Genomic DNA, 11661 nt, shown 5'->3' with positions numbered 1-11661 from the left:
TCCGTCGTCGGCAGCGTCAGATGTGTATAAGAGACAGCTGGGAGCGCGGGGGTCAGGCGGTCCAGGTCTCGGCGAGGGCCTCGCGCAGCAGCGCCACGAGGGCGTCGCGCTGGAGGCTGTCACCGGAGGCGACCTCCTCGTCGCTGCCGTCGAGGGCCCGGGCCGCGAGTCCCTGCTTGGCGTCGATGAGCTCGGCGATCTTGGAGTCGATGGTGCCGGCGGCGAGGACGCGCCACGCGGTCACCGGCTCGTCCTGGCCGATGCGGTGGACGCGGTCGATCGCCTGCTGCTGCTCGGCGGCGGTCCAGGACAGCTCCGCGAGCACGACGTTCGACGCGGCGTGCAGGTTGAGCCCGACGCCGGCCGCCGTGAGCGAACAGACCGCCACCGACACCTCCGGGTCCTTCTGGAACCCGTCGATGGCCTCCTGGCGCTGCTTGCTCGTCTGGTCACCGCGCACCGACACCGTGCGCAGCCCGGCGGAGGCGAACACGGCCTCGGCGGCGTCCATGACGTCGATGTGCTTGGCGAAGAAGACGACCTTGCCGACGGAGTGCGACAGCTGCACGGCGTAGTCGGCGGCGAGCGTCGACTTGGCCTGGCCGATGCGGCGCACGAGGCTGAAGACGTTCTCGCCCTTCTCGCCCGTGTCCGACGCGTGCCGCAGCTCGGCCGCGGCGACGCGGCGCAGCAGCGCCTCGTCGGGCTCGCCGTCGTACTCGTGCCCCTCGCCCTCGGCGAGCAGCGCCCGGTAGCGCTGCGCGAGCCGGCGGCCGAGGGCACGCTCGGCCTCGCGGACGGAACGGCCGAGGTCGTCGTCGAGCTCGACGGTTATGTCGGCGATCCGCTTGTCCGGCAGGTCCTTGGCGACGTCGACCTTGCGGCGCCGCACGATGCCCTGCTCGATGACGACCTTGCGCGCCTCGGGGTAGAAGCCGCGGTCGGCCGGGGTCAGCCCGATGCCGTCGAGCTCGCGCAGGATGGGCGAGGCCGGCTTGCCGTCCTTGATCCAGCCGAGGAACCGCCAGATGGCGTCGAAGTCCTTGACGTCGTTGATGAGCGGCGTCCCGGTGAGCGCCAGGAGCAGCGGGTTGCCGCCCGGCGTCGTGGCGCGCAGCCGGTCGGCGAGCGCGAGCACCTGCTGCGAGCGCTGCGACGTGAGGTTCTTGATGAAGTGGGCCTCGTCGACGACCATCGAGCGGAACCCGAGCGAGGACAGCCAGGCGAAGTGCCGGTCGAGGATCTCGTAGTTGACGACGAAGACGTCGGCGAAGGCGTCGACGTCGTCGCCGTCACCGTGGATGACGGTGACCCGGCGCTGCGGCGTCCACCGCTCGACCTCGCGGGCCCAGTTGATCTTCACGACGTTCGGCACGACCGCGAGCATCGGGTAGGCGTTCGCGACCGATGCGGCCAGGACCGACTGCGCCGTCTTGCCGAGGCCCGGCTCGTCGGCGAGCAGGAACGTGCGGTGGCCCTCCTGGACCTTCTGGAGGAAGCGCGACTGGTGCACCATGAGCTGCTGGCCGGGCGGGGAGAAGCGGTCCTGGCGTGGCTTCGGCGGCAGGTCCATGGATGCCGCCTCGCCGCCGGCGCCCTGCTCGAAGGCGCGGTACAGCGGCGAGAGCAGCTCCCAGCCGGCGAGGCGCGTCGGCAGGTACGGGCGCCGGGTCGCGGCCTCGACGTCGGGCACGAGGAAGGGGTTGGCGCGCACGCGGGCCGGCACCGAGCGCGGCAGCACCTGGCGGGCCGCGATCTCCGGCGGGAGCACCGGGCGGTCGGGCTCGGGCGCGGCCGGGGCCGGCTCGTCGGGCACCTCGGCCCCGGACTCGAGGAGCCACTCGCGGCGCATCTGCTGCGCGGCCGGGCCGGGCTTGACGCCGGCGTCCAGCAGGGAGATGAGGCTGGTGTCGCGGGCGGCGATCTGGGCGAGGATGCCGGCGATGCCGTCGAGACGCTTGAGCAGGTCGGCGCGGGTGCTGCTCGACAGGCTCGCGTCGTCGCGGACCCGGGCGCGCTCGGACCGCATGAGGAGGGCCACGACGAGGAACTTGGTCCGGTTCGTCGGGCTCGCCTTGCCCTTGCTCGCGACGCGCGACTCGACCTCGCGGACCCGCCGGGCGAGCACGGGGATGAGCGGCGCCGCCTCGTCACGACGCCCGGCGTTCTGGCCGTTGGCCGAGGCGGTCGAGCGGGTCGAGCCGTTCGGGGTGGTGCCGGCCGAGCCCTTGGAAGCGGTCGGGTCGTTGCCGGCCCGGGTGCGAACGCGCGTGGGCATGTTCCTCCTGGTGACGCGTCTGGCGTCGGGCCGACGCCGCGGTGGCCCGGGCGGGGCGAGCCCCGCCGGCCCTGACGGCCTCGACTCGAGTCCGGGGACGCGCACTCACGCGCCCCCCGTGACGTCCCGGTGGCCCGAGCCGGAGCCCGTCGGAGGCGGGAGTCGGCGGGTCGGGCCGCGCCTCATCGGCGCGGGGACCCCTCGACTGTACATCGCCGCGGCCGGGAGTGCGGCGCCGACGGGCGGAAACGGACACGGCGCCCCACTGGGGCTCAGCCCACGTGGACGCCGACGAGGCTGCCGATCCCGTACGTGACCCCCATGGCGACGAGGCCACCGACGACGTTGCGGGCCACGGCTCGACCGACCGGCGCCCGGCCGAGGCGGGCACTGGCCCAACCGGTGAGGACGAGGGCGGCCACGACGCTGGCGACGGTCACCCAGAGGCGCGCGGGCTCCGGGCTGAACGCGATGGTGAGCAGCGGCAGCAGCGCGCCGACGAAGAAGGCGAGCATCGACGCCGCGGCGGCGTGCCACGGGTTCGTCAGGTCGCTCGGGTCGATGCCGAGCTCCGCCTCCGCATGGGCGGTGAGGGCGTCGTGGTCGGTCAGCTCGGCGGCCACCTGCTCGGCGAGGACACGGCTGATGCCCTTGGCCTGGTAGAGCTGCGTCAGCTCCTCGAGCTCGCCGTCGGGGTCCTCGTGCAGCTCGCGCCTCTCGAGGGCGATGAGGGCCCGCTCGGTGTCGCGCTGGGTGCTCACCGAGACGTACTCGCCGGCCGCCATCGACAGCGCGCCGGCCGAGAGGGCGGCGATGCCCGCGACGATGATCGCCGCCCGGCTCGTGGTCGCGCCCGCGACACCGACGACGACGCCCGCCGTGGAGACGATGCCGTCGTTGGCGCCGAGGACGCCGGCGCGCAGCCAGTTGAGCCGCGCCGCGACGCTGTCCTCGTGCGGCTCCTCGCGGTCCGTGCCGGCCCGCAGCGCGTCGTCCGCGGGGGTCGCCGCCCGGGGCGCCGCGCCGACGTCGGTTGACGCGTCGGCGAGGTCGTGCACCGCCTCGGCCGTGCCGTCGCCCGCCGAGCGTGGCTGCCGCTGCGACATGCGTCCTCCGATCCGCCCGGGCCCGGGACGGGCCGCCCGGGGCCGTCCCCGATCGTGTCACCCCCGGCGGGGGTTGTCACCGGGGGGCGACCTCGTGTCTCGACCGCGGAAGCGGCGACCGATATCGCCAACTCCCGGTGCGAGGCCAGATCATAAGGGAGGATTCCCCCTATGTCGGACATTCCGGGCCTGGGGGAGGCCGCCGCGGGGGACCTCGCGAGGTGGATCACCGCTGCGACGCCCGACGGTCTCTGGGTCATCGACGAGCACGGGCGCACCACCTACGCGAACCCGCGGATGGCCGCCATGCTCGGTCGCACCGTCCAGCAGATGGAGGGCTTCAGCGTCTTCGACGCCTTCGACGCCGTCGGCAAGGAGCAGTTCCGCCGTCACCTGGCCGACCTCGCGGCGTCCGGCGAGCCGGGCGACAACCTCGAGTGCAGCCTCCTGCGGAAGGACGGCAACCGCTTCTGGGCGCTCGTCTCGCACGCACCGATCCTCGACGACGCCGGGGTGCGCCGAGGGTGGCTGCACCGGGTCAGCGAGCACAGCCACCAGCGCGAGCTCGTCGACATGCTCGCCGAGGCGCAGTCCATCGCGAAGCTCGGCAGCTGGGAGTGGGAGGTCGGCTCCGACACCGTCACGTGGTCCGAGGAGATGTTCCACATCTACGGCATGGACCCGGCGGGGTCGGCCCCCACGTACGAGGACTTCCTCGCCCTCATCCACCCCGACGACCGCGCCCAGGTATCGAGCACCCTCCAGCAGTCGCTCGCCGAGGGCGACACGTGGGAGTTCGACGCGCGCGTCGTCCGTTCATCGGGGGGCATGGTGTGGGTGCGGGGGCGCGGCGTCGTGAGCCGGGACGCCGACGGTGCCGTCGTGCGGATGAGCGGGACGACCCAGGACATCACCGAGAAGAAGGACGCCGAGCAGGCGCTCGCCCTCATCACGGCCATGGCGACCGCGGCCAACGAGTCGGCGACCCTCTCGGAGGCGCTGCCGGCCGTGCTCGGCGAGGTGGCCACCCACACCACGTGGCGCCCGGTCCTCGCTGCCGTCGTCGACGCGGAGGGGCACGTCAGCGGCATCATCTCGCCGCCGCGGGACGTCGGACCGAGCGTCGTGCCCGAGCGGGAGGGGCTCGAGCTGGCCAACCGCGCGGTCAACGCGCGCGAGGTGCGCGTCGAACGGGCCCGCGGCGGCTCGTACGTCGCGGCCGTCCCGGTCATCAGCGAGAACCGCGTCGCCTGCGTCGTCGTGCTCGACACGCGGGCCCCGACACCGCCCGCCGCCGGTGACGCCATCACCATCCGCCAGATCACGGCGCTGTTCGCCCGCGTCGCCGAGCGCGAGTGGACCGCCGAGCGGCTCGCCCAGGCCCGCGACGAGGCGATGAAGGCCTCACGGGCCAAGTCCGAGTTCCTCGCGACGATGAGCCACGAGATCCGCACCCCGCTCAACGGTGTCATCGGCCTGTCCGAGCTGCTCGGGCGCACCGACCTCACCCCCCACCAGCGGCGCCTGTCCGACGGCATCGACCAGGCCGGGCACGTGCTCCTCGAGCTCGTCAACGACATCCTCGACCTGTCGAAGATCGAGGCGGGACGGCTCGAGCTCGAGTCCGTCGACTTCGACCCGGCCGCCGTGCTCGAGCGCAGCGCGGGGCTCGTCGCGGAGCGGGCCCGCGCCAAGGGCCTGGCCCTGACCGTCGCCCACGGCGGCGAGGTCCCGTTCATGGTCTCGGGCGACCCGGTCCGGTTCGGGCAGGTCGTCGCCAACCTCACGACGAACGCCGTCAAGTTCACCGACTCCGGGCGGGTCGACATCCGCATGTCGCTCGAGCGCGTCGACGTCGGCGGCCCCGTGCTCCGGGTCGAGGTGCACGACACCGGGTCGGGCATCACGCCGGAGGTGCGCGAGCGCCTCTTCGAGTCCTTCTCGCAGGGGGACTCCTCGACGACGCGACAGTACGGCGGCACCGGCCTGGGCCTGGCGATCTCCCGCCAGATCGTCGCGGCCTTCGGTGGGGAGATCGGCGTCGACAGCGTCCCGGGCGAGGGCAGCACCTTCTGGTTCACGGCCTGCTTCGCCGGCGCGTCGGCCCGCTCCGTCGGCCGGCCCGAGGCCCAGGTCGCCGCGGTGTCCTCGCTGCGGGTCCTCGTCATCGGCCGCGACGCCGGGCACCGGCAGCGCATCGAGGACCAGCTCGGCGCGTGGCAGGTCGACGTGCGGTCGGCCTCGTCCGGCGTCGACGGCATCGTCGCCATGCACCGCGCGGAGCTCGCCGGCGAGCCGTTCGACGTCGTCGTGTGCGACGACCCGGGGTCCGGCACGGGCGGCCTGCAGATCGCCGCGATGATCCGCGCGGACCGGAGCTTCAGGGACGGGCGGATCCTGCTGGTCACCGACACCCCGACCCCGCCGGACCCCGACACCCTGCGCGCCGCCGGCATCGAGGCGGGCCTCACCTCGCCGGTCATGCCCTCGGCGCTCTTCGACGCCATGGTCAACGTCGCCGGCGCCCACCTGGCCGGTGACCCGCGCCCCGACCTGCGCCAGCGCGAGGTGGCGACGCCGGCGACCTCGAACGGCACCGTGCTCGTCGTCGAGGACAACGAGATCAACCAGCTCGTCGCCCAGGGCGTGCTCGAGAGCCTGGGGTACGAGGTCGTCCTCGCGGTCAACGGGGTCGAGGCCGTCGACCTGCACCGCGAGCGCGGCCGCGACTTCGTGGCCGTCCTCATGGACTGCCAGATGCCGCTCATGGACGGCTACGAGGCGACACGACGGATCCGGCAGCACGAGCCCCGGGGCACGCGGGTGCCCGTCATCGCGATGACCGCGGCCGCCATCGCCGGTGAGCGGGAGCGATGCCTGCAGGCCGGCATGGACGACTTCCTCACCAAGCCCATCGACGTCGCGCTCCTCGGCACCACGCTGCAGCGGTGGGCGGGGACGCGCGTGGCGCGGCGTCGCCGGGCCGACGTGCGGGTCGACGCGTCCGGGTCGGCCGCGTCGAAGTCGGCCGCATCGTCGTCGGCCGCGTCGTCCGGCCCGTCGACCGCGGCGTCGGCGTCGCCGAGGGGAACCGCCACGGTCACCGGCGACGTCATCGACCACCGGAGGCTCGAGGAGCTCGGGGGCATCGACCCCGAGGAGACGGCACTGCTGCTGCGCTTCATCGCCCGGTTCGGCGAGGGCGCCCGGCAGAAGGTCGCCGAGCTGCGTGGGGCCAGTCGCCACGGCGATGCAGAAGAGCAGCTGCGGATCGCCCACGGGCTCAAGGGAACCGCGTCGAACCTCGGGGCCTCCGCGCTCGCCGCCACCTGCCGGACCATCGAGGACCTCGGCCGCGAGGGACGCGTCGTCGGTGACGACCTCGTCGCGCGTCTCGAGGACGACGTCGAGCAGGCCGCGACCGCGCTCGAGCGCTACGCCGACCGGCTCCGGAGCGGCTGAGTCCCGCCGAGCACGGTCCTCGGCACCTGGCCGTTCCGGTCGCCCAGGCCCGGCAGCTGGTTCGGCAGGACGCCCGGGCCGTTCCGGCTGCCGCCGAAGCCCTGCCGGCCGAACGGCACGAACCCGTTCTGCCCACCCGGCTGGAAGCCGCCGCCGAAGCGTCCCGTGTCGCGGGCGGTCGAGCCTGCCGGCATCGCTGCAGCGGCCCCGATGGCGCCGGCCGAGGCGAGGACGATGGCCAGGCCTGCCGTCACGGCCGTCCTCCTCGCGCTCCAGCGCGCGCTCTCGCCGCGGTCGGTGGACGACGGGTAGGCGTACGGGACCGACGGCGCGGCGACGGGCGAGGACTGCGCGGACGTGACGGGCAGCGTCGCGGGGCCGGTCAGCGGGGCCTGCGTGACTGCCGGGGCGGCCGCGTCGAACCGGGGCAGCGCCGAGCGTCCCGGGGCGGCCGGGACCGGAGTCGTGGGGTCGGTGCTCATGGGACGACCGTCCGGCGGGATGCTGTGCCGGCGCTGTGCGGGAGCCGTCCGGGTGCCGTGACTGCGGTGCCGTGACTGCGGCGTCCGGGCCGGGGCCGCCTGCGGCCGCGATCCGTTGCCGCCGCACCGGGATCCCACAGGAGCCGCACAGGAAGGTACTGGCGGCGGCACAGTCCCACAGGTTTCACTGATGGTATGAGCGAGAAGACGAAGCCGGCCGCAGCGCGTCTCCAGCGACTCGACGGGTCGCCCGTGCGCGTCCTGGTCGTCGACGACGAGCCCAACCTCACCGAGCTGCTGGGCATGGCCCTGCGCTACGAGGGCTGGGAGGTCCGCTCCGCGGCGACCGGGATGGAGGCCGTGCGCGCCGCCCGCGAGTTCGACCCCGACGCCGTCGTCCTCGACATGATGCTGCCCGACTTCGACGGCCTCGAGGTGCTGCGCCGGATGCGCGGCGACAACCCCAACGTGCCGGTCCTGTTCCTCACCGCCAAGGACGCCGTCGAGGACCGGGTCTCGGGCCTGACGGCCGGCGGCGACGACTACGTCACCAAGCCCTTCTCGCTCGAGGAGGTCGTGGCGCGCGTCCGCGCCCTCATGCGTCGCACGACCGTCGCCGTGTCGGCGGCCGACTCGACGCTCGTCGTCGGGGACCTCACCCTCGACGAGGACAGCCACGAGGTCACGCGGGGCGGCGAGGAGATGCACCTGACCGCCACCGAGTTCGAGCTGCTGCGCTACCTCATGCGCAACCCGCGCCGGGTGCTGTCGAAGGCGCAGATCCTCGACCGTGTCTGGAACTACGACTTCGGCGGCCAGGCCAACGTCGTGGAGCTCTACATCTCCTACTTGCGCAAGAAGATCGATGCCGGTCGGGAGCCGATGATCCACACCATGCGGGGGGCCGGGTATGTCCTCAAGCCCACCGTCTGAGACCGCGCACCGGGTCGAGGTCCCGGCCACCCGCGACGACCTGCCCGAGTCGGTTCCGGCACCGATGCCGGGGCTCGAGGAGCCCGAGAGCGGGTCGCGGCCGGCCCTCGGTGACCCTCGCGTCGTCGTGCCTGCCGAGGCGCCGGCCTGGCTCACCCACGACGACGGCAGGGGCGCGGAGCCGGCTGGGGCCGCCCCGACCGTACGGGACCGTCTCGCCGGTGCGTACGCACGCGTCCGCCCCTGGTCGGCGTGGACGCTGCGCGCCAAGCTCGTCGCGTCGATGCTCGCCCTGTTCACCGTCATCGGCGTCGCGACGGGGGCCTTCACGGTGCTCGCGCTGAGCCGCCAGCTGACCAGCCAGGTCGACGACCAGCTCCAGTCCTCGATGGTCCGGCTGCTCTCGGACCCCCGAGGCGTGGACTTCGGGACGCAGGCCGACGGCGGGCGGCCACGCGGGCCCGGTGACGAGGGCCTGGTGGCGTACCTGCCGACGATCCCGACCACCGCCTTCCCGCGCTCCATCGGCAAGGTCAGCAACGGCGGCGAGCGACCTGTGCCGCTGTCGACGACCCAGCTGGCCGAGCTGGAGCGCGCCGGGCTGCGGGACGACTCGACCAACATCGAGGTCACCGGCCTGGGCACCTACCGGGTCCAGGCCACCTCGGTCGTCAGCGACGGCACCCCCATCGGCGTCCTTGTCATCGGCCTGCCGATGGACCGCACCGAACGCACGATTCAGCAGATGGTCCTCGTCGCCGTCATGACCCTCGGCGCCGGCATCATCCTCGTCGCCCTCCTCGGAACCTGGCTCGTGCGCCGCAACCTCGAGCCGCTCCGGCGGCTCGCGGCGACCGCCACGAAGGTGTCGCGGATGCCGCTGCACTCCGGGCGGGTGGCGCTCGCCGGACGCGTCGACGCCGCGGACACCGACGAGCGCACCGAGGTCGGCCAGGTCGGCGTCGCCTTCAACGAGATGCTCGACCACGTCGACGAGGCCCTCAACGCCCGGCACCAGAGCGAGCAGCGGGTGCGCCAGTTCGTCGCCGACGCCTCCCACGAGCTGCGCACGCCCCTCGCCTCGATCAAGGGCTACGCCGAGATCTCGCGGCGCGAGCCGGAGGCGGTGCCGCAGTCGGTGACGCACGCGATGGGTCGGATCGAGTCCGAGGCCGACCGGATGAGCTCGCTGGTCGAGGACCTCCTGCTCCTCGCCCGTCTCGACGCCGGACGACCGCTCGAGGACGAGCCGGTCGACGTGTCCATGCTCGTCATCAACGCGGTCAGCGACGCCCATGCGGCCGCGCCCGAGCACCGCTGGGACCTCGACCTGCCGCCCGAGCCGGTCGAGGTGCGCGGTGACGCGGCCCGGCTGCACCAGGTCGTGGCGAACCTGCTCGCCAACGCGCGCACCCACACGCCCGAGGGCACCCGCGTCACGACGTCCGTGCGGCCCGAGGGCGACTGGGTTCGGGTCGCTGTGCACGACGACGGGCCCGGCGTCCCGGACGCGCTGCAGCCCAACGTGTTCGAGCGGTTCGCCCGCGGTGACGACGCCCGCAACCGCGCGGGTGGCAGCACGGGCCTCGGGCTGTCCATCGTGGCGGCAGTGAGCAAGGCCCACGGCGGGCGCGTCGAGCTCGACAGCCGCCCCGGCGACACGACGTTCTCGCTCCTGCTGCCCGCCGCCTGACCCCGCCCGCACCTGCCGCGACCCCACGCACCCCCGGCCAGAAGTGCGCCATGGCGCGGTTGTCGGGCTGCGGCCCGCCCACGCACGGCCCGGAAGCGCGCCATGGCGCGGTCGCTCGGGAGGGACGACCGTTCATCACCACGCCAAAGTCGTGTCATAGGGATGCCACAGCGGCCGGCTCGACCGTTTGACCCATGGACACCACGACCCTCACCTCCCCGGGCCGACCCGCCCCTGCGGCCCCGGAGGCCACCGGGCTCCAGGAGCGCCACCCCGCCGTCGCCCCGCCGCCCGCCGGTGCGGGCCGTGGCGCGAGCCGGCTCCGTCGTCTCTGGCGCGGCTCGGACGCCGACCCCACGTGGGCGCGTCCCGCGCTCCTCGCCCTGCTCGTCGTCACCCTCGCGCTCTACACGTGGAACCTCACCGCGAGCGGCTACGCCAACGCCTTCTACTCGGCGGCGGTTCAGGCCGGCAGCGCGAGCTGGAAGGCCTTCTTCTACGGCGCTTCCGACGCCGCCGGCTCGATCACGGTCGACAAGCCCCCCGCGTCGCTGTGGGTCATGGCGCTGTCGGTGCGCCTCCTCGGGCTCAGCTCGTTCGCCGTCCTCGTCCCGCAGGCGCTCATGGGCGTCGCCACCGTCGGCGTCGTCCACACGACCGTCAAGAGGCACTTCGGTGCCGCGGCCGGCCTCGTCGCGGGAGCCGTCGTCGCGCTGACCCCGGTCGCCGCGCTGATGTTCACCTTCAACAACCCCGACGCGCTCCTGACGCTGCTCATGGCGCTCGGTGCGTGGGCCACGATGAAGGCCATCGAGCAGGCGTCTGCGAGGTGGATGGTCGTCGCCGGGGTCCTCATCGGCCTCGGCTTCCTCACCAAGACCCTCCAGGTGCTGCTCGTCGTGCCGTTCTTCGGCATCGCCTACCTCGTGGCCGCACCGACGACGCTGCGCAAGCGAATCGTCCACTCCCTGCTGGCGATCGGAGCCGTGGTCCTGTCCGCCGGCTGGTGGGTCGCGATCGTCGAGCTCGTCCCCGCCTCGGCCCGCCCGTACATCGGCGGCAGCCAGACCAACTCCTTCCTCGAGCTGACGTTCGGCTACAACGGCCTGGGCCGGCTGAGCGGCAACGAGACCGGCTCGGTCGGTGGCGGTGCTGCCGGTGGCCCCGGTGGCGGCGGCATGTGGGGCCAGACGGGCCTGTTCCGGATGTTCTCCAGCAGCGTCGGTGACCAGATCTCCTGGCTCATCCCGAGCGCTCTGGTCCTGCTCGGCGTCGGGCTGTTCCTGCGCGGCCGACGCCCGCGCACCGACGTGCGCCGCGCGGCCTACCTCGTCTGGGGTGGCTGGCTCGTCGTGACGATGCTCGTCTTCAGCTTCATGGCCGGCATCTTCCACGAGTACTACACGGTGGCCCTCGCCCCGGCCGTCGGTGCCCTCGTCGGCATGGGGTCAGTGGAGGCCTGGCGGCACCGCGGGCGGGCGGTCGGCACCGTCACCCTCGCGGTGGCCACGGCCGCGGCGGCGGTCTGGGGCTTCATCCTCCTGTCGGGCACGACGGCCTACGGCGACTGGCTGCGCATCGCCGTCCTCGCCGTCGGGTTGGCCTCGGCGCTGCTCCTGCTCGCCGTCCCGTGGCTGCACCTCGCGGCGGTGCCCCTCGTCCTCGCCGGTGCGCTCGTGGCCGGCCTCGCCGGACCGGCCGCGTACA

7 protein-coding genes are annotated in these 11661 nt (G+C 73.7%); 4 read left to right on the top strand and 3 right to left on the bottom strand.

Going from position 1 to position 11661, the window contains the following annotated elements:
- Positions 1-52 precede the first annotated feature (52 nt).
- Both ACPYOM_RS17160 and ACPYOM_RS17155 read right to left on the bottom strand, forming a co-directional pair.
- Positions 53-2278 (bottom strand): DEAD/DEAH box helicase, encoded by a 2226-nt coding sequence (locus ACPYOM_RS17160; protein WP_481346895.1) that lies wholly within the window; start codon positions 2276-2278, stop codon positions 53-55.
- A gap of 272 nt (positions 2279-2550) precedes the next feature.
- Positions 2551-3384 (bottom strand): VIT1/CCC1 transporter family protein, encoded by an 834-nt coding sequence (locus ACPYOM_RS17155; protein WP_481346894.1) that lies wholly within the window; start codon positions 3382-3384, stop codon positions 2551-2553.
- A gap of 171 nt (positions 3385-3555) precedes the next feature.
- Between ACPYOM_RS17155 and ACPYOM_RS17150 the strand changes: the two genes are divergently transcribed.
- On the top strand, positions 3556-6846 hold the full coding sequence (locus ACPYOM_RS17150; protein ID WP_481346893.1) for a response regulator: 3291 nt from the start codon (positions 3556-3558) through the stop codon (positions 6844-6846).
- Here the strand turns inward: ACPYOM_RS17150 and ACPYOM_RS17145 are convergent.
- On the bottom strand, positions 6819-7328 hold the full coding sequence (locus ACPYOM_RS17145; protein WP_481346892.1) for a hypothetical protein: 510 nt from the start codon (positions 7326-7328) through the stop codon (positions 6819-6821). The genes ACPYOM_RS17150 and ACPYOM_RS17145 overlap by 28 nt on opposite strands.
- Positions 7329-7523: 195 nt before the next feature.
- Between ACPYOM_RS17145 and ACPYOM_RS17140 the strand changes: the two genes are divergently transcribed.
- From ACPYOM_RS17140 to ACPYOM_RS17130, 3 genes are all read left to right on the top strand, one after another.
- The gene (locus tag ACPYOM_RS17140) at positions 7524-8261 is read left to right on the top strand and encodes a response regulator transcription factor (RefSeq protein WP_481346891.1); all 738 of its coding nucleotides are present in this window, start codon (positions 7524-7526) and stop codon (positions 8259-8261) included.
- Entirely contained in the window at positions 8239-9954 is a 1716-nt protein-coding gene (locus ACPYOM_RS17135) for a sensor histidine kinase (protein WP_481346890.1), read from the top strand. Before ACPYOM_RS17140 ends, ACPYOM_RS17135 begins: the two co-directional genes overlap by 23 nt.
- Before the next feature lie 194 nt (positions 9955-10148).
- Positions 10149-11661, top strand: a 1513-nt coding sequence (locus tag ACPYOM_RS17130; RefSeq protein ID WP_481346889.1) for a glycosyltransferase family 39 protein, incomplete at its 3' end; no start/stop codon positions are given.

Source organism: Monashia sp. HAY1-2A (assembly GCF_056755315.1).
The sequence above is the reverse complement of the archived record's forward strand: the minus strand, read 5'-3'. Positions and strand labels throughout refer to the sequence as shown.